We start from the raw sequence: 17,798 nt of genomic DNA, 5'->3' as shown, positions 1-17,798 counted from the left end.
ATTCATGCGCACATGGCGCGCATGGATGCTACGAAATACGCGTCAGTGCAGGGGTTTGTCGGCGCCGACGAGCCACATGGAGAAGTACTGGGAACCGCCGCCGTAGGCGTGGCCCAGGGCCTTGCGGGCGTCCGCGACCTGGTGGTCGCCGGCCTTGCCCATGACCTGGATCGCCGCCTCGGCGAACCGGATCATGCCCGACGCCCCGATCGGGTTCGACGACAACACACCGCCGGACGCGTTGAGCGGGAGTCGTCCGCCGATCTCGGTGTCACCGGATTCGGTGAGCTTCCAGCCCTCGCCCTCGGCCACGAAGCCGAGGTTCTCCAGCCACATCGGCTCGAACCACGAGAAGGGCACGTAGATCTCGGCGGCGTCGATCTCCTCGAGGGGATTGCTGATGCCGCCTGCCTTCCACAGGGCGGCGGCGGCGTCGCGACCGGCCTGCGGGCTGACGACGTTGCGGTGCGCGTACGACAGCGGCTCGGTGCGCATCGCCGTGGCATGAATCCACGCCACCGGATCGCCCGCGGCGATCGCCGCGTCGGCGACGTCTTCGGCACCGATGACGACCGCGCACGCCCCGTCCGACGACGGGCAGGTCTCGTCGTAGCGGATCGGGTCCCACAGCATCTGCGAGCTCATGACCTTCTCGACGGTCTGATCCGGCTGGTGCAGGTGCGCAAGCGGATTCAGCGCGCCGTTGCGACGGTCCTTGGCCGCGACCATCGCGCCGATGTGTTCGGGGGCTCCGGACTGCCGGATGTAGGCGCGCACGTGCGGGGCGAAGAAGCCGCCCGCGCCAGCGCCCACCGGTTTGGTGAACGGCACCGGGATCGACAGGGCCCACATCGCGTTGGACTCCGACTGCTTCTCCCAGGCGACGGCCAGGACCCGTTTGTGCACTCCGGCGAAGACGAGCGACGCGGCCACGTTGGCCGTCGAGCCGCCGACCGAACCCGCGGTGTGCACGCGGATGAGTCGTTTGCCGACCGCGCCGATGGCCTCGGCCATCGCGAGCTCGGGCATCATCGATCCCTCGAAGAGGTCCGGTGCCTTGCCGATGACGATCGCGTCGATGTCGTCGAGAGAGACCTTGGAGTCGAGGAGCGCGGCATCGATGGCCTCGCGGACCATGCCGGCCATCGTGACATCGGACCGCTTGGCGACGTACCGCGTCTGTCCGGTTCCCAGCACCGCGGCTCGATTGTTGTGTCCCATCAGTTCTCGCCTCCCGAGTTCGTTTGGGCACTCAGGGTGACCACCATGTTCTGCTGCAGCAGCGGCCCGCTCGACGCGTGGGCGAGTGCGGTGCCCGCGTTCCCGCTGAGGATCTCGTGCGCCGCGTACCCGATGCGCTGGAGACCGGCGGAGAACAGCGAGTTGCCGGCCAGCGAGCCGCCGGACGGGTTGATCCGCACCGAGTCTGGCAACCCGAGCGCGTTGCGGACGATGATCTCCTGATGTGTGTACGACGCGTTGATCTCGGCGACGTCGACCGCTCGGCTGCGGTCGCCGAACGCGGTGTCGCCGGCGACCTTCGTCGAGGGCGACAGCGTGAGATCGCGTGCCCCGAAGTTGGGCGTGTCGATGCGGTGGTCCCACCCGGTGACGAACGCGGGATTGGCCACCAGCTCACGGGCCTTGCGCTCGCTCGCGATCACGACCGCGGCGGCGGCATCGGTGTAGGGCGCGATGTCGTGCTGCCGCAACGGGTTCGCGACGTACTCGCGGCCGAGCAGCTCGTCGACCGAACCGCCGAAGGTGCGCGCGCCGATCTCGGCCATGTCGGCCTCGGTCCACACGCCGGCGTCGATGCCGGCACGTGCCTGGAGGGCGCCGAGCGACCGCGCGTCCGGGTGCAGCGGGGCGACGGTGTACGGGTCGGTCTGCAGGGTGAGGGTCTGATCGGCGTTGCCCGCGGTGGCCTTGCCGAATCCGTAGGCGAGGGCGAGGTCGACCTCGCCGGTCGCGATCTTCACCCACGCCTCGTAGAGAGCCCACGCGCCGTCCATCTCGACATGTGACTCGTTGATGGGCGGCATGGCGCCGATCGAGTCGATCGCGGAGATGAAGGAGAACGCGCGCCCGGCAAGGTAATCCGACGATCCGCTGCACCAGAACTCGATGTCGGTGCGGGCGATGCCGAGTTCGGCGTAGAGCTTGTCGAAACAGGGGATCAGCATCTCGACACCGTTGGTGGTGCCGTGGCTGCCGGCGACGTTGGGGCTGTGTGCGAAGCCGATGATCGCGATCGGTGGCAGTGTCATCAGAGGTGGTCCTTCATCACAGGTGGGCGCGGTAGGTGTCGTACTCGGCGTCGGGCTCTCCGGTGGGTGCGAAGTGACTGATGTTGCCGATCGAAAACTCCCACTCGTCTTCGGGAAGCCAGACGGCCTTGACGCGCATACCCATTCGGACCTCGGAGGCCTCACAGTCCAGGATCAGGTGCAGGAACGGGATGTCAGCGCCGTCGAGGAGTACGTACGCCGCCACGTAGGGCGGCTTGATCCGCTGGCCCTGGAAGGGCACGTTGACGATGCAGAACGTGGTGACGATGCCGGTGTGGCCCAGCTCGACACGTTCGGACGCGGGCGAGCCGTCGGCGGGACTGACCCCGCGAGGTGGGAAGTAGACGCGTCCGGCGTCGACTCCCGAACCGATGCGCGTGCCGATCAGCTTGCCCGCCTTCAGTCCTTCGAGATAGACGGATTCTTCTTCGTTGGCCGAGTGAGTGATCTCGGTGCTGACCGGGGTGGGGATGACGACGAGCCCCGTCTCGGCGCCCTGGGGGGCCTCCGCGGTGTTGGCCGGAGCGGTGGCGGGCTCCTCGCCGGGCGCGAAGTACGCGATGTCGTCGATCCGGCCTATGCGTGCCGCGCTGAACACGGCGTGAACCCGCAGGCCGGTCGCCAACGCGTCGGGTGAGTCGGCCGAAACCGCGTGCAGCAGTGTGGTGTCCGCGCCGTCGAGACGGATCAGCGCCCACGCGAACGGCGTGTCCAGCGGCTGGCCCGGCGTCGGCTCGGGGTTCCACGTCCAGGTGGTCACCGTGCCGATGGTCGACACCTCGACGAACTCGGCTGACTGCGCGCCGGTGACGGGATCGAACTCGACCGGGGGCACCGACACCTTGCCGTCGCTGCCCTTGGACCCGATGATCCGGCCGTCGCGCAGCGCGAGCGCGAACTGACTCAGAACCGGGCCCAGCGACCGTGTGTAGTCGAAGGAGTTGGTCAGGGGAGCGGTCAGGATGGGGGACTTCGGCTCGGGCACCTCGGCGACAGGATGTGGCGTGTCGGGATTCGGGGCGGCCGGAGACGTTACGCTCATGCTCACATCTCGAGTAGAACACGTTCTAGTATTGGACACAAGGTGCATGTCAGGCCGTGGGAATGCGCGGCCGGGTGAGAGGGGAGTGCCGGTGAAGCTCGGTCTGCAACTGGGGTACTGGGGTGCCGATCCGATTCCGGGCGCGCCCGCGTTGATCGCGGCCGCGGAGGAGTGCGGGTTCGACGCGGTGTTCACCGCGGAGTCGTGGGGCTCCGACGCCTACACCCCGCTCGCGTGGTGGGGCGCGGCGACCTCGCGCGTCCGGCTGGGCACCGCGGTGGCCCAATTGTCGGCGCGTCCGCCGACCTCGCTCGCCATGCACGCGCTCACCCTCGACCACCTCTCCGGTGGCCGGCACATCATCGGACTCGGGGTGTCGGGTCCCCAGGTGGTGGAGGGCTGGTACGGCGAACCATTCGCAAAACCGCTGGCGCGCACGCGCGAATACGTGCGTGTCGTGCGGGATGTGCTGGCCCGGCAGGACAAGGTGACCAGCGCGGGTCCGCACTATCCGCTGCCGTACCCGGCCGACGCACCCGGGGCGACCGGACTCGGCAAACCGCTCAAACCGATCACCCACCCGCTGCGCGCCGACGTGCCGATCTGGCTCGGCGCCGAAGGGCCGAAGAACGTCGCGCAGACCGCGGAGATCGCCGACGGGTGGCTGGCCATCTTCTTCAGTCTCGGTCTCGCCGACCAGTACAACTCGTGGCTCGACGAGGGTTTCGCACGGCCGGGTGCTCGTCGCTCGCGGGAGGACTTCGAGGTGGCCGCAACCGTGCAGGTGGTGATCACCGACGACGTGGCCGCCGCCATCGACCGATACCGGCCGTCGACCGCGTTGTACGTCGGCGGAATGGGCGCGAAGGAGAAGAACTTCCACGCGGAGCTGTACAAGCGGATGGGCTACTCGGACGCAGTCGACGAGATCGTGAGCCTGTTCCTCGGCGGCAAGAAGGCCGAGGCGGTGGCCGCCGTGCCCGACGAGATGGTCCGCGAGACGATGCTGGTCGGCACGGCCGACGAGGTACGCGCCCAGATCAAGGAGTGGGAGGCGGCCGGCGTCACGATGCTGATGGTGACCGCTCGCGACGCCGAGACGATCCGCGAACTGGCGACGCTGGTCTGATCCCCCTCCCGGACGCGGGTGCCCGCCGAAATCCATCCTCGAGGCCTCGCCGGTCATAGAATTCTCCGCGTGCAGCACGATGACCACGGCCCTCGTTGCGAGGACGCCGACCACGAACGGGGCGCCCTCCCGGCGAGGCGTCCGGACAAGACGTCCGACCGCATGCCGTCGGGAATCCGACGCATCGGCGACTTCCGCTTCTTCTACGAGGGTGAGAAGTGGGAGTGGTCCGATGAGGTCGCCGCGCTGCACGGCTACGGACCAGGTGAGGTGGAGCCGACCACCGAACTCATGCGCCGCCACAAGCACCCCGAGGATCGTGCCCACTTCGACGCGATGCTGGCCGAGATGCTCACCGATCACGCACCGTTCTCGAGTCGCCACCGCATCGTCGACACGTCGGGGCGGGTCCGCCCGGTCGCGGTCATCGCCCACTCCATCACCGACGCAACCGGGGAGACGATCGGCACGGAGGGCTTCTATCTCGATCTGACCGACGCCGAACTGGCCGTGGTACAACGGCGCGTCGACGACCAGGTGCGGGCCTTCCGCGACAGCAGCGGGGTGATAGAGCAGGCGAAGGGCATGCTCATGCTGGTCTACGGAGTCAACGCCGACCGCGCATTCGATGTGCTCCGGTGGCGGTCTCAGCAGGAGAACGTCAAGATCCGGGACGTCGCCGCGGCCCTCATTGTCGAGATCCAGGCGAGCCTGCCCCTGGAGAATCACCACCGTCGGCGCCTCGACGAGATCGTGCTGCGCGCCCGTAGGTCGTCGGGGAGTTCATCGGACGTCGTCCACTGAGCACCGGCGCGCACCGGGCATGCTGCTCGACCGGACTGCCCGGTGGCTCTACTCCCCGGTGAACTCCGGCGTGCGCTTCTCGGCGAACGCGCGGGGTCCGACCTTGGCGTCTTTCGACTTGAAGACCGAGATGCCGATCTTCGCGTCGATCTCGAAGGCGTCGAGTTCGTGCAGGCCCTCGGTGTCGCGGATGGTCTTGAGGATGCCCTGCACCGCGAGAGGGCCGTTGGCCGCGATCTTCTCGGCGAGTTCGAGCGCCTTGTCCAGGGCGGTTCCGTCGTCGACGACGTGGCCGATGAGGCCGTACTCGAGCGCCTCGCGCGCGGTGATGTGGCGGCCGGTCAGCAGGATGTCGCAGGCCACGGTGTACGGGATCTGCCGGACGAGACGAACCGCGCTCCCGCCCATCGGGTAGAGGCCCCAACGAGCTTCGGAGACACCGAATTTGGCGCTCTCGCCGGCCACCCGGATGTCGGTGCCCTGCAGGATCTCGGTGCCGCCGGCGATCGCCGGCCCCTCCACCGCGGCGATGAGCGGCTTGGTGAGCCGGCGCCCCTTCAGCAGAGCCGGCAACGAGGCCGGATTCCAGGCGCCGGAATCTACCGTGTCGCCGGGGGCGTTCTTGTTCATGCTCTTGAGGTCGGCGCCCGCGCAGAAGTACCCGCCCGCGCCGGTGAGGATGGCCACGCGGATGTCGGGGTCGGCATCGACCTGATCCCACGCCTCGGTCATGATCCGCATCATCTCGGTCGAGAGCGCGTTACGCGCCTCCGGGCGGTTCATCGTCACGATCAGGATGTGCCCGCGCTTCTCGACGAGGCACTCGGGTGCCTTCTCGGTGACGGACTCGGCGGGGGTTGCTGTGGTCATCGCTGCACTCCGGTGTCGCTGGGCTCGGGTGGTGTCACCGTGCTCAGGTGATCGCGGCGGCCGTGTTTTGCCGCTTGCCCAGAACGATAACACGTTCTAATTTTGAAGCCATGGCCTACACGATCGCCGACCTCATCGAGCATGCCGTCGACCTGGTTCCCGAGCGCATCGCGCTCGAGTCCGGTGACCGCACGCGCTCCTACGCCGAACTGGAGGCGCGGTCGAACGCCCTCGCCCACAAACTGCGGGAACTGGGCGTGCAGCCGGGCGACCGCGTGGGCCTGTACAGCAGGAACACCATCGAGTCGGTCGAGGCGATGGTCGCCATCTTCAAGGCGCGCGCGGTGATGGTCAACGTCAACTACCGCTACGTCGAAGCCGAGCTCGAACACATCTTCACCGACTCGGGGATGAAGGTGCTGATCCACGAACGCAGCTTCGCCACACGCGTCTGCAACACGTTGCCGAAATCGCCCGATCTCGAATACCGCATCGTCATCGAGGACGGGTCCGCCGAAGAGCTGTGCTGTGCGGGCCACAGCGATGCGGTCCGCTTCGAGGAGGCGATCGCGGCGTCGTCGGCCGAACGCGACTTCGACGAACGCAGCGACGACGACCTGTACATGCTCTACACCGGGGGTACCACCGGGAAGCCGAAGGGCGTGGTGTGGCGGCAGGTGGACGTGTGGCGCGTCCTCGGTGGCGGAATCGACTGGTACACCAGCGAACCCGTGCCCGACGAATGGCATCTCGCCAAGACCGGCGCCGAGGGCGGGCAGCTCGTCCGCTATCCGATCCCGCCGTTCATCCACGGCGGGTCGCAGTGGGCGATCTTCCAGTCCCTGTTCGCCGGCGGAAAAGCGGTGGTGTACCCCGAGTTCAGCGGTTCCGCCGCGTGGGACATCGTCGAACGGCACAAGGTCAACGTCGTGTTCATCACCGGAGATGCGATGGGGCGACCCATGATCGAGGCCCTCGAGAACGGCGGCGAGCGCGATCTGTCGAGCGTGCTGTCGATCGCGTCGTCGGCCTGTCTCTTCTCGCCGAGTGTCAAAGAGCAGTTCCTCGACCGTTTCCCGAACTCGATCATCATCGACGCGATCGGGTCGTCGGAGACCGGTTTCGGCGGGATGGGCGTGGTCGCCAAGGGCACACCGCACACCGGGGGACCGCGGGTGAAGGCCGACAGCGAGACCCACGTCCTGCGGGAGGACGGCACACCGGTCGAGCCCGGCAGTGGTGAGGTCGGCGTCCTCGCCCGTTCCGGACATGTACCGCTGCGCTACCACAACGATCCGGAGAAGTCGGCCAAGACGTTCAGGGTCTTCGACGGGGTGCGGTACTCGCTGCCCGGCGACAACGCCGTCCTCGAGGCCGACGGGACGATCACCATGCTCGGCCGAGGCTCGGTGTCGATCAACACCGGTGGCGAGAAGGTGTTCCCCGAGGAGGTGGAGGGCGCGCTCAAGGCCCACCCGGACGTGTTCGACACCGTCGTGGTCGGTGTGGCCGATGATCGGTGGGGCCAGCGCGTCGCTGCGGTCATCGCCACCCGGGACGGCGCGCGACCGTCACTCGCGAGTCTCAACGACGTCGTCCGAAAAGAACTCGCGGGCTACAAATGTCCGCGCAGCGTGTGGTTCGTGGACGAGATCAAGCGTTCTCCCGCAGGCAAACCCGACTATCGATGGGGAGCGTCGGTCACCACCGGGCGTCCCGCCGACGAGGCGCAGTAGAGCGCCGGAAGCGAGCTGACATCATGCGTACTGAACTGGCCGAGAAGTTCGGCATCGAGTACCCGATCTTCGGATTTACCCCCAGCCAGGATGTGGCGGCGGCGATCAGTCGCGCCGGTGGGCTCGGGGTGCTGGGTTGTGTCCGCTTCAACGAGGCCGACGAGCTCGACGAGGTCCTGGAGTGGATGCACGAGAACACCGACGGCAAGCCGTTCGGCGTCGATGTGGTGATGCCCGCCAAGATCCCCACCGAGGGTTCCAAGGTCGACCTCGATTCGATGATCCCGCCGGAGCACCGCGCATTCGTCGAACGCACGCTGGACGATCTGGGTGTGCCGCCCCTTCCCGGTGGTGATCGGGTCGACGCCGGTGTGCTCGGCTGGCTGCACTCGGTCGCGCGATCCCACGTCGACATCTCGATGGAGCATCGTCGTAAGTACGGGCAGATCAAGCTGATCGCCAACGCCCTGGGATCCCCGCCGCCCGACGTCATCCAGACCGCGCACGACAACGGTGTGCTGGTGGCCGCACTGGCCGGCGCGAAAGACCATGCGCTGCACCACGTCGAGGCCGGCGTGGACATCGTCATCGCGCAGGGTTACGAAGGTGGCGGGCACACCGGCGAGGTCACCTCGATGATCCTGTGGCCCGAACTCGTCGACGCGGTCGGCGACACCGCACCGGTTCTCGCGGCCGGTGGCGTCGGTAGTGGCCGCCAGATCGCCGCGGCCATCGCGCTCGGCGCCCAGGGGGTGTGGATGGGGACGTACTGGCTGACGGCCGCGGAGTACAAGCTCGGCGTGCCCGAGGGCTCCGACAAGCCGTCCACCGTCCAACAGGCACTGCTCAAGGCGACATCGCGCGACACCGTGCGTCGGCGAATCTACTCGGGAAAGCCTGCGCGACTGTTGAAGACGGCCTGGACCGATGCGTGGGACGCCGACAACGCGCCCGAGCCCCTGCCGATGCCGCTGCAGAATCTCCTTGTCGCCGAGGCGCATGCGCGTATCTCGGCGGCCGACAACCCCGACGTCGTCGCGATGCCGGCCGGCCAGATCGTCGGGCGGTGCAACGCGATCACACCGGTCGCCGACCTCATCGCCGACCTCGTGAGCGAGTACGACGAGGCCGTCGGACGGATGAACAAGACGCTGGGCGGCTGAGGGGCTGAGCGCAACGTCATGTCAGCGGACATCGGCACGCAAGAATTTCGGATGATCCAGGCGCCACGTGATCGCCGCCGCGACAACCGCGACCACGGCCAAGGTCAGCAGCGAGTTCCGTTCGTCGAAGGCGTTGAACAGGAGGCCGCCGAATCCTGCGCCGGCCAGGAATCCCGCGTAGGTACTGAGGTGAGCGACCCATCCCCATCGTTTGACGCCGGCCACGTGTAACCCGGCGCCCTGGCCGATTTTCACCAAGGTGCCGGTCACATAAGACAAGGGCATGACGACCTCGCCCTTGCGGCTGATCGAGGTGTTGAGTGCGCCGAGACCGAAGGCCAGGCAGAGGACAGGGCCGGCGCCGAATTCGCGATTGCCGTTCTCCAGGCCGATGTCGATGAGCCATGCCGCGATCGTCGAACCCGCGGTCAGCATCGTCGCCCCGTGCCGGGCCTTGCGCCATATATACATCCGCGCCAAGGTGGCCACGAACACGCCGAGAACGAAGACGATCACGGTGACCAGAGCTGTGAAACCGAGACGATGCGCCCCCTTGATGTGCTCGAGCACCAGCCGTTCGCTGTTGCCCGTCATGAAGGTCACGTACCAGCCGGAGGAGTACAGCCACGCCGCGGCGCCGGTGGCGCCCGCCAACGCGGCGAGGACGGCTGCGAGAACCATCTCCCGCCCGTCGTAGAACGGGCCCAGCAGCTGTTTTCGGGTTGATTCGCCGCTCGAGTCGGCAGTGGATGCGGCGCGTTCGACAACGGTCATCGGTTGGGCTCCAGTCCTGCTGGTAGGGCTGTGGTCGCGATAGGCCTTCGAACGGGAATGTGTAACTCGGCAGCACCGGCGGTAGGTCCCGTCGGCGAAGCCCGAATTGGGCAGTTCCCAACTCCCAGAGCACCCTAAGTCGGCCGTCAGCGCCACGTGAGTCCAACCACATGCCGGTCCCACCGGGCAATACGTCACCAATCGAGGTGACGGCGGAACCAACGCATCGGAACGACCGTTGACCGCGAACGATGGTGCCCGGTGCGACGGTCGAACTATGGCGAGGTGTACTCGCCCCACAGGTCGTCGACGACGTCGGCGACGTCGGGCGGGAGACAGCTAGCGTCCGGACACGGGCCCGGGGGCATGGGGGTCGGTGCGATCAGCGCACGCGGGTCGACCGGGTTGACGTAACTGAACGGTGGCCGGGACTCGCTGTCGGCGACCGACCCCGCGGGCAGCCCGAACATCTTGCACCCGACCACCGCCGCGGACCTGTTCGTGACGGTCACGGTGACGGAGTTCCCCGACGCCGCCGACGGCGTGATCGTCACATCGCCGGGTGCGTCAGGACCTCTTGTCAGAGGTTCGTCAGCAGGAACGCGGCGAAACCCGCTACGAACACGATGATGCCGACCACAACCCCGGTCCCCGTCTGTCTCGCCGGGCCAGGGAAGAGCATGCACAGAGCACCTCCGAGCAGGGCGAGCAGCGCGAGCATCACACCGAGACCCCAGAGGAGTGCGTACGCAACGAACGACAGGGCCACCGCAGCAATCGCGACAAACGGTGTGCGACGACCGAAATAGCGTGGATCCACGGTCAGATCTGCCTTCGTCTCCCCCCGGAGAGTGTGCGTAGAAGCTAGCACGGTCAGCGCCTTCCGGAACTGTGCGCTATCAACGTAGTGCGTGACGATCGAGAATGGGGAACAGCATCCACAAGTACGCCGGAATCCGTATGACGCTGAACCCGGAAACCGGGCACAACGTCATACGGATCGTGGGAGGGAGTTTACGTCGCGGCGCGGTAGACCCGATCTTCCCGCCGCCACGTGGGCGGGGTCGTGTCGGAGGCCAGCAGGCGCTTGACGGTCTTGAAGGTCGCCGTCTCCGGGAGTTCGGCGACGATCCGCACCCGGTGCGGCCACTGTTTCGGCCCGAGATCGTCCTGGGCGGAGAGGAACTCGGAGAGATCGTCGGCGGTGAGTCCGTCGGCGACGAGGACCGCCTCGATCTCGTCGCCGATCTCCACAGGCACGCCGTGCACGGCGGCCTGCCGGATGTCCGGATGCCGCAGCAGGATTCGCTCGATGGGTCCGGTGCCGATGTTCTCACCGTCGACGCGCAACCAGTCGCCGAGGCGCCCGGCGAAGTGCAGATAACCCTCGTCGTCGACCCAGGCGAGGTCGCCGGTGTGATAGATCCCGCCGCGCAGGCGTTCGGCGGTGGCGCCGGGGTCGTTGTGGTAGCCGGCGAAGAGTCCGGGCCCCGAGAGGTTCACGATCTCACCGACCACCCCGGCCGGAACGGGCTCACCGGTCTCGACGTCGACGACCGCCGTAGGTGCACGCAGCGGGCCCAGGGCATCGTCGGGTGTGTCGGGGGTCCGGGTGATGGCCACCCCGCCCTCGGTGGACCCGAAACCGTCGACGACGCGGCAGCCGAAGCGCTCGGCGAACCGGCGCCGGTCACGGGCCGACGCCTCGTTGCCGTACATGACCCGCAGTGAACTGGTGGCGTCGTCGGGGTGGGGCTCGGTCGCGAGGATGTAGTTCAGCGGTTTGCCGACGTAGTTGGCATACGTCACGCCGTACCGGTGGACGTCCTCGACGAACCCGCGCGCGGAGAAGCTGCGCCGCAACGCGATCGAGGCGCCGCCGGACACGGCGACGCACCACCCGGCGATCATCGCGTTGGAGTGGAACATCGGCATCGAGAGGTAGGCGACGTCATCCGGGCCGAGACCGAAACGTTCGGCGAGCATCGGGCCGCTGGTGGCGAAGGTCCGGTGCGTACATCGCACCGCCTTGGGATCGCCGGTGGTCCCCGAGGTGAAGATCAACATCATGAGGTCGTCCGGTGCCGGTTCGGCGAGGGGCGCCGGGTCGCTCGCGGTCACCGCGGCCGTCCATTCGGGTGAATCGACGTCGACGACGCGAGCTTCGCCGAGCTCGAGGCCGTCGAGCAGATGCCGGGTGTCCCCGTCGCACAGCACGATCTGGCAGTCGGCGCGGGCGATGTCGGCGGCTAGGGCGTTGCCGCGGCGTGTGGTGTTGAGACCGACCAGCACGAATCCGTGGCGTGCCGCCGCGGCGAACAGCGCGCTGAACTCCGGGGTGTTGGCGAGCAGGACGCCCACGTGGCGTGGGCGATCATCCGACAACCGGCTGCGCAACACCCCGGCTCGCCGTGCCGCGCCGACGAGATGGTCTGCCCACGAACAGAACCCGCTCTCGAACCAGACCCCGCGATCCTCGACCGCGGCCAGTGGCGCGAGTAGGTCGGCGACCGTGCGGGCCCGCACCGCGACCGGCTGGTTCACGCCGGCGCGGCGGCCAGTTCGGCTCCGATGACCCGCACCGACGCGGTGGCCGAGCCGAACGCGAACTCGTTGTGCTTGGCGCGCAGGAAGTATCGGTGCACCGGGTGGCTGGTGTCGAGGCCGACGCCACCGTGTACGTGCACGGCCGTGTGCGCCACCCGGTGACCGGCCTCGGCGGCCCAGAACTTGGCCGTCGCGACCGCGTTCTGCAGCTCCGGCGTGTGGCCGGTCGAGTGGTCGAGCAGCCAGGCCGCCTGTGTCGTCGTGAGTGCCAGTCCCTGCGTATCGATGTACCCGTCGGCGAGCCGCTGGGCCACCGCCTGGAACGACCCGATGGCGCGACCGAATTGCTCACGCTCGCGGGCATACTCGGCGGTGAGTTCGAGTCCGCGTTCCACGATGCCGGTCTGCTCGGCGCAGCACGCCAGGGTCGCGCGGGCCACGAGTGTCGCGGCCGTGTCGGCGCCGCCGCCGAGGACGGCGTCACCGGACACCGGCGTGCTGTCGAACTCGACCTGAGCCGAGGGGATCAGCCCGGTGGACGGGGTGGGGGTGACGACGACCCCAGGGGCGTCGGCGGCCACGACCACCGCCACGACGCCGTCGGGTCCGGATGCGGTGACCACGAACATGTCCGCGGCCTCGGCATAGGGAACGTCGACCTTGACCCCGGTGAGTGTTCCCTCCGTCGACAACGTGGCGGTGGGGGAGCGCAGGTCGGTGGCCAGGTCTTCCTCCACGGCTACCGTGAGCACCGCGTCACCGGTGGCTCCGGCGGCGAGGACCCGGTCGCGGAGCTGCGCCGAACCCTGGGCGGAGATCACCGGCAGGGCGGCGATCGCGTGGGGACCGAACGGCACGCGGGCCAGTGCCCGGCCGAGTTCGGTGGCCACGAGCGCGTTCTCGACGACGCCGAGATCGCCACCGGCATCACCGACGGCTTCCGAGGACAGCTCGAGGCCGAGGAGTCCGGCACCGCCGAGTTCGCGCCACAGGTCCGCGTCGAGCGCGGCACGCGTGGCCTCCAGGTCGGCGACCCGTTCGGGGGTGCTGATCGACGTCGCGATGTCGCGCGCGAGGCCGCGGACGTCGGCGCCGGATTCGGGAAGCGAGAAATCCATGGTGTGTCTCCATGTTCGGGGTGCGGGGTGGTTTCGATACGCCGCGTGCTCGCTGCGCTCGCTCGTGGCTACTCAACCAGCGGGGCGGGCTCTGTCAGCGACGCTGGTGCGGCAGGCCGAGAGCGAGCATGGCGATGATGTCGCGCTGGATCTCGTTGGTGCCGCCTCCGAAAGTGAGGATGAGTGAGGTGCGCTGGAACCGTTCCAGGCGTCCGTTGAGGTGGGCGCCCGTGCTGCCGGTACGCAGCGTCGCGGCGGGTCCGACGATTTCCATCAGCAGTCGATAGGCCTCGGTGGCGAACTCGGTGCCGTAGACCTTCGTCGCCGAGGCATCGGCCGGACTCGGCGATCCGCCGGAGCTGGCGACCGAGGCGATCTTCCAGTTGATCAGCTTGAGGAACTCGACCTTGGCATGCACCCGGGCCAGGTTCTGCTGCACCCAGGGGGCGTCGATGACCCGATGACCGTCGCCAGTCTTGGTCTGCTGTGCCCACGCGACCGTCTCGCGCAGCGCGGTCTGGATCGGTGCCGCGCTGCACAGCGCGACCCGCTCGTGATTGAGCTGGTTGGTGACCAGCGGCCACCCGCCACCCTCTTCGCCGACGATCGACGACGTGGGCACCCGGACGTCCTGGTAGTAGGTCGCGCTGGTGTCGACCCCCGACATGGTGTGGACCGGCGTGTAACTGAAGCCCTCGGCGGTGGTGGGCACGATGAGCATGGAGATGCCCTTGTGCTTCTTGCCGCCGGGTTCCAGCGTCGACGGATCGGTGCGGCAGGCGAGCCAGATGTAGTCGGCGTAGGCGACCAGGCTCGTCCACATCTTCTGACCGTTGATGACGTAGTCGTCGCCATCGCGCACCGCGGTGGTCCGGAGGGCCGCGAGATCGGTGCCGGCGCCCGGTTCGGAGTACCCGATCGAGAAGTGCAGCTTGCCGGCCGCGATCCGCGGCAGGAAGTACGCCTTCTGTTCGGCGGAGCCGTAGTTCATGATCGTCGGCGCCACCGAGTTGATGGTGAGGAACGGAACGGGCGCACCCGCGATCGCTGCCTCGTCGGTGAAGATCAGCTGGTCCATCATCGACCGGTTCTGACCGCCGAAGTCGGTGGGCCAGCCCAGGGCGAGCCAGCCGTCGGCACCCATCTGGGCGACGACGTCGCGGTAGGCGTCGCCCTCGCCGAGTTCGCCGTCGCCGCCGGACAGGGCGGCACGACGATCCTCGGTCATGAGGCCGGAGAAGTAGTCGCGGAGTTCCCTACGGAGCTCGGCTTGTTGGTCGGTATAGGCGATGCGCATCGACACTCCAAGGGGTGGATCGGCTAGCGTCCGGTCCCGGCTTATGGTCAAGTTGACAGTCGAAGTACTCGTGCACTTCTGAAACACGTTCTAACCTGTTCTCACAGCCCAGTCAACAGGCGACCCATCGACGAGGAGACGGTTCCGATGCGTATCAAGGCAGATTTCGACCTGTGTGAGTCCAACGCCATCTGTGTCGGGATGGCGCCGGACTTCTTCGACCTGGATGACAACGACTACCTGGTCATTCTCCAAGAGGACATCCCCGCCGACCGCGTCGAGGAACTGCGTCAGGTCGCCGCCAACTGTCCGAAGTCGGCGCTGGCCGTCGTGGAGGACTGATCCGGGCGAAAATGCGGTTCGGTTCCATCCGTTCGTGAATCATGCTAGAACAGGTTCTAGTTTTAGCTCAGGAGGATGTCGGGTGGGTTACTCGTTGGACGGTCGCGTCGCGGTCGTCACCGGTGCAGGTGCAGGACTCGGTCGCGCGGAGGCCATCGGATTGGCCGCCGAGGGGGCCGCGGTGGTCGTGAACGACCTCCCCGCGGCGCTCGAGCAGAGCGACGTGATCGACACGATCACCGCCGCGGGTGGCCGCGCGGTCGCGGTGCCCGGCGACATCGGCGAATCGGCCACGGCCACCGCGATCCTCGCGACGGCGACCGAACAACTCGGCTCGCTCGACATCGTCCTCAACAACGCGGGCGTCGTGCGCGACAAGATGCTGTTCAACATGACCGACGACGAGTGGGACCTGGTGATCCGCGTCCATCTGCGCGGTCACTTCCTGCTCACCCGAAACGCCGCGTCGCACTGGCGCGCGGAGTCGAAGAAGGCGGGCGGTCCGATCTACGGCCGGATCATCAACACCGCGTCGGAGGCCGGCCTGCTCGGTCCCGAGGGGCAGGCCAACTACGGTGCGGCGAAGGCGGGTATCACCGCGCTCACGCTGTCGGCGTCGCGTGCCCTCAAGCGATACGGCGTGCGCGCCAACGCGATCTGCCCGCGGGCACGGACGGCGATGACCGCCTCGGTGTTCGGCGACGCCCCCACCGAGGGCGTGGATCCCCTCGACCCCGAGCACGTCGTGCGACTGGTGTCCTACCTCGCCGGCCCCGACTCCGACGCGGTCACCGGCCAGGTGTTCGTCGTCTACGGCCCCAAGGTCACCCTGATGGCCGCGCCAACGGTCGACGAGGTCTTCGTCGCCGAGGGCGACGCGTGGTCCGCGGAGGACCTCGCGAAGACCCTGACGGGTCACTTCGCCGACCGCGATCCGGGACGCACATTCTCGGCAAGCGCTCTGGTCAACTGACCAATTCGGGTCAATTGTGCGTGATAGGTTTCGCGATGGTGCGAGGGTGAAGGGGGGCCGGAGGTGCTGAGCAAACTGGCCACACCCTTGAGCGGAATCGGGGATTTCGTCGCGCTCGGGGTCGAGTCGGCGCGCGAGTTGTTCCACCGACCGTTCCAGTGGCGGGAGACCGTCGAACAGTCCTGGGCGATCGCCCGCGTGTCGATGGTGCCCACGCTCCTCGTCGCCATCCCGTTCACGGTTCTCGTCAGCTTCACGCTGAACATCCTGTTGCGCGAGATCGGCGCTCAGGACCTCTCGGGTGCGGGTGCCGCGCTCGGCACGATCACCCAGATCGGTCCGATCGTCACCGTCCTTATCGTCGCCGGAGCGGGCGCGACCGCGATCTGCGCCGACCTCGGCGCCCGGACCATCCGCGAAGAGATCGACGCCATGAAGGTGCTCGGCATCAACCCGATCCACCGTCTGGTCGTGCCCCGCATCGTGGCCTCCACCGGGGTGGCGCTCCTGCTCAACAGTCTGGTCTGCACGATCGGCATCGGCGGCGGCTTCATCTTCTCCGTCTACCTCCAGGACGTGAATCCCGGTGCCTTCGTGGCCAATCTGACCCTGCTCACCGGCTTCGGCGAGTTGATGATCTCGATGGTCAAGGCCGCGCTGTTCGGCTTGTTCGCCGGGATGGTCGGCTGTTATCAGGGGCTCAACGTCAAGGGTGGCGCGAAGGGCGTCGGCGATGCCGTGAACGAGACCGTCGTGTACTCGTTCATGGCGCTGTTCGTCGTCAACGTCGTCGTCACCGCGGTCGGTCTCAAGGCAACGGCGGGCTGAGCGATGGTACTTCCGTTCACCACCCGGTTCCGGACCGCGCGCGTCGCGGTCAAGAGGGCCGGCGAGGACTGGGATCAGATCGGCGACCAGGCGCTGTTCTACTGGGACAGCGTCGTGTCGATACCCCGCGCGATCCAGCACTACAAGAAGGAGACGCTGCGGCTCATCGCCGAGATCTCCATGGGCACCGGCGCGCTGGCGATGATCGGCGGCACCGTCGTGGTCGTCGGCTTCCTGACGCTGTTCACCGGCGGCACGATCGCGGTCCAGGGCTACAGCTCGCTGGCGAACATCGGCGTCGAGGCACTCACCGGCTTCTTCTCGGCGTTCATCAACGTGCGCATCGCCGTCCCGGTGATCTCCGGCATCGCGCTCGCCGCGACCATCGGTGCCGGTGCGACCGCACAGCTCGGCGCCATGCGGGTCTCGGAAGAGATCGACGCACTCGAGACGATGGCGATCTCCTCCATTCCCTACCTGGTGTCCACGCGCATCATCGCCGGCCTGATCGCGATCATCCCTCTCTACGCGCTGGCATCGCTGGCATCGTTCCTCGCGAGCCGGTCGGCGACGGTCTTCCTGTACGGGCAGTCGCCCGGCGTCTACGACCACTACTTCGACACGTTCCTCATACCGTCGGACATCCTCTGGTCGTTCGTGCAGGCGATCTGCATGGCGGTCGCGGTCATGCTGATCCACACCTACTACGGCTACAACGCCTCGGGCGGGCCGGTCGGCGTCGGCGTCGCCGTCGGGAACGCGGTCCGCGCATCGCTCGTTGTTGTGGTCGTGATCACACTCTTGACCTCCCTCGCCATCTATGGCGCCGATGGCAAGTTCAACCTGGCGGGCTGAGTCATGAGCAGGAGACAAGAGCGTTCACG

General features: G+C 67.6%; 18 protein-coding genes. 8 read left to right on the top strand and 10 right to left on the bottom strand.

All coding sequences use genetic code 11. The annotated features are described in order from the left end of the window. Positions 1 to 42 precede the first annotated feature (42 nt). The 3 genes from AC3B5T_RS02000 to AC3B5T_RS01990 are packed head-to-tail and all read right to left on the bottom strand — an operon-like array spanning position 43 to position 3,333. Positions 43 to 1,221: a thiolase domain-containing protein gene (locus AC3B5T_RS02000; protein ID WP_055474386.1), complete on the bottom strand. Its 1,179-nt coding sequence runs from the start codon at positions 1,219 to 1,221 to the stop codon at positions 43 to 45. Beyond that, positions 1,221 to 2,270 (bottom strand): thiolase domain-containing protein, encoded by a 1,050-nt coding sequence (locus AC3B5T_RS01995; RefSeq protein WP_055474385.1) that lies wholly within the window; start codon positions 2,268 to 2,270, stop codon positions 1,221 to 1,223. The genes AC3B5T_RS02000 and AC3B5T_RS01995 overlap by 1 nt, the downstream gene beginning before the upstream one ends. A 16-nt stretch (positions 2,271 to 2,286) precedes the next feature. Then, complete coding sequence (locus AC3B5T_RS01990) at positions 2,287 to 3,333, bottom strand: Zn-ribbon domain-containing OB-fold protein (RefSeq protein ID WP_055474535.1); 1,047 nt, start codon at positions 3,331 to 3,333, stop codon at positions 2,287 to 2,289. Between the two features lie 91 nt (positions 3,334 to 3,424). On the opposite strand from AC3B5T_RS01990, the gene AC3B5T_RS01985 reads away from it, so the two are divergent. Further along, complete coding sequence (locus AC3B5T_RS01985; protein WP_010840648.1) at positions 3,425 to 4,462, top strand: LLM class F420-dependent oxidoreductase; 1,038 nt, start codon at positions 3,425 to 3,427, stop codon at positions 4,460 to 4,462. Between the two features lie 69 nt (positions 4,463 to 4,531). Further along, entirely contained in the window at positions 4,532 to 5,266 is a 735-nt protein-coding gene (locus AC3B5T_RS01980) for a PAS and ANTAR domain-containing protein (protein WP_084817170.1), read from the top strand. Positions 5,267 to 5,314: 48 nt separating this feature from the next. Here AC3B5T_RS01980 and AC3B5T_RS01975 read toward each other — a convergent pair whose 3' ends face one another. Then, positions 5,315 to 6,136, bottom strand: a complete 822-nt coding sequence (locus tag AC3B5T_RS01975; protein ID WP_010840646.1) for a crotonase/enoyl-CoA hydratase family protein — start codon at positions 6,134 to 6,136, stop codon at positions 5,315 to 5,317. A 110-nt stretch (positions 6,137 to 6,246) separates the two neighbouring features. Here AC3B5T_RS01975 and AC3B5T_RS01970 point away from each other — a divergent pair, with 110 nt between their 5' ends. Further along, positions 6,247 to 7,872, top strand: coding sequence for an acyl-CoA synthetase (locus AC3B5T_RS01970; RefSeq protein ID WP_055474384.1), 1,626 nt, complete (start codon positions 6,247 to 6,249; stop codon positions 7,870 to 7,872). A 23-nt stretch (positions 7,873 to 7,895) separates the two neighbouring features. Continuing rightward, on the top strand, positions 7,896 to 9,035 hold the full coding sequence (locus tag AC3B5T_RS01965) for an NAD(P)H-dependent flavin oxidoreductase (RefSeq protein ID WP_055474383.1): 1,140 nt from the start codon (positions 7,896 to 7,898) through the stop codon (positions 9,033 to 9,035). A 21-nt stretch (positions 9,036 to 9,056) separates the two neighbouring features. Here AC3B5T_RS01965 and AC3B5T_RS01960 read toward each other — a convergent pair whose 3' ends face one another. The 6 genes from AC3B5T_RS01960 to AC3B5T_RS01935 form a co-directional block, all read right to left on the bottom strand. Beyond that, positions 9,057 to 9,809 (bottom strand): YoaK family protein, encoded by a 753-nt coding sequence (locus AC3B5T_RS01960; protein ID WP_010840643.1) that lies wholly within the window; start codon positions 9,807 to 9,809, stop codon positions 9,057 to 9,059. Between the two features lie 275 nt (positions 9,810 to 10,084). Next, a complete protein-coding gene (locus AC3B5T_RS01955; protein ID WP_055474382.1) occupies positions 10,085 to 10,363 on the bottom strand; it encodes a hypothetical protein in 279 nt (92 codons plus the stop codon). Between the two features lie 26 nt (positions 10,364 to 10,389). After that, positions 10,390 to 10,629 carry a hypothetical protein gene (locus AC3B5T_RS01950; protein ID WP_055474381.1) on the bottom strand — a complete coding sequence of 80 codons (240 nt, stop codon included), beginning with the start codon at positions 10,627 to 10,629 and terminating at the stop codon, positions 10,390 to 10,392. A gap of 194 nt (positions 10,630 to 10,823) precedes the next feature. Further along, positions 10,824 to 12,353 carry a long-chain-fatty-acid--CoA ligase gene (locus AC3B5T_RS01945; RefSeq protein WP_055474380.1) on the bottom strand — a complete coding sequence of 510 codons (1,530 nt, stop codon included), beginning with the start codon at positions 12,351 to 12,353 and terminating at the stop codon, positions 10,824 to 10,826. Further along, the gene (locus tag AC3B5T_RS01940; protein WP_055474379.1) at positions 12,350 to 13,474 is read right to left on the bottom strand and encodes an acyl-CoA dehydrogenase family protein; all 1,125 of its coding nucleotides are present in this window, start codon (positions 13,472 to 13,474) and stop codon (positions 12,350 to 12,352) included. Before AC3B5T_RS01940 ends, AC3B5T_RS01945 begins: the two co-directional genes overlap by 4 nt. Before the next feature lie 94 nt (positions 13,475 to 13,568). Continuing rightward, positions 13,569 to 14,771 (bottom strand): acyl-CoA dehydrogenase family protein, encoded by a 1,203-nt coding sequence (locus AC3B5T_RS01935; RefSeq protein ID WP_055474534.1) that lies wholly within the window; start codon positions 14,769 to 14,771, stop codon positions 13,569 to 13,571. Between the two features lie 147 nt (positions 14,772 to 14,918). Between AC3B5T_RS01935 and AC3B5T_RS01930 the strand changes: the two genes are divergently transcribed. The 4 genes from AC3B5T_RS01930 (at position 14,919) to AC3B5T_RS01915 (ending at position 17,769) form a co-directional block, all read left to right on the top strand. Then, a complete protein-coding gene (locus AC3B5T_RS01930; protein ID WP_010840635.1) occupies positions 14,919 to 15,113 on the top strand; it encodes a ferredoxin in 195 nt (64 codons plus the stop codon). An 82-nt stretch (positions 15,114 to 15,195) separates the two neighbouring features. Further along, entirely contained in the window at positions 15,196 to 16,086 is an 891-nt protein-coding gene (locus AC3B5T_RS01925; RefSeq protein WP_055474378.1) for a 3-oxoacyl-ACP reductase, read from the top strand. Between the two features lie 63 nt (positions 16,087 to 16,149). Then, entirely contained in the window at positions 16,150 to 16,914 is a 765-nt protein-coding gene (locus AC3B5T_RS01920) for an MlaE family ABC transporter permease (RefSeq protein WP_010840633.1), read from the top strand. Between the two features lie 3 nt (positions 16,915 to 16,917). Continuing rightward, positions 16,918 to 17,769: an MlaE family ABC transporter permease gene (locus AC3B5T_RS01915; RefSeq protein ID WP_010840632.1), complete on the top strand. Its 852-nt coding sequence runs from the start codon at positions 16,918 to 16,920 to the stop codon at positions 17,767 to 17,769. The last annotated feature ends 29 nt before the right edge of the window (positions 17,770 to 17,798 follow it).

It is taken from the genome of Gordonia sp. G4 (assembly GCF_057770005.1).
This window is presented reverse-complemented; position numbering and strand designations above follow the sequence as displayed.

Coding starts and splice junctions, on each gene's coding strand:
- AC3B5T_RS02000 (WP_055474386.1), bottom strand. CDS start 1,221: ATGGGACACAACAATCGAGCCGCGGTGCTGGGAACCGGACAGACGCGG.
- AC3B5T_RS01995 (WP_055474385.1), bottom strand. CDS start 2,270: ATGACACTGCCACCGATCGCGATCATCGGCTTCGCACACAGCCCCAAC.
- AC3B5T_RS01990 (WP_055474535.1), bottom strand. CDS start 3,333: ATGAGCGTAACGTCTCCGGCCGCCCCGAATCCCGACACGCCACATCCT.
- AC3B5T_RS01975 (WP_010840646.1), bottom strand. CDS start 6,136: ATGACCACAGCAACCCCCGCCGAGTCCGTCACCGAGAAGGCACCCGAG.
- AC3B5T_RS01970 (WP_055474384.1), top strand. CDS start 6,247: ATGGCCTACACGATCGCCGACCTCATCGAGCATGCCGTCGACCTGGTT.
- AC3B5T_RS01965 (WP_055474383.1), top strand. CDS start 7,896: ATGCGTACTGAACTGGCCGAGAAGTTCGGCATCGAGTACCCGATCTTC.
- AC3B5T_RS01960 (WP_010840643.1), bottom strand. CDS start 9,809: ATGACCGTTGTCGAACGCGCCGCATCCACTGCCGACTCGAGCGGCGAA.
- AC3B5T_RS01940 (WP_055474379.1), bottom strand. CDS start 13,474: ATGGATTTCTCGCTTCCCGAATCCGGCGCCGACGTCCGCGGCCTCGCG.
- AC3B5T_RS01935 (WP_055474534.1), bottom strand. CDS start 14,771: ATGCGCATCGCCTATACCGACCAACAAGCCGAGCTCCGTAGGGAACTC.
- AC3B5T_RS01930 (WP_010840635.1), top strand. CDS start 14,919: ATGCGTATCAAGGCAGATTTCGACCTGTGTGAGTCCAACGCCATCTGT.
- AC3B5T_RS01915 (WP_010840632.1), top strand. CDS start 16,918: ATGGTACTTCCGTTCACCACCCGGTTCCGGACCGCGCGCGTCGCGGTC.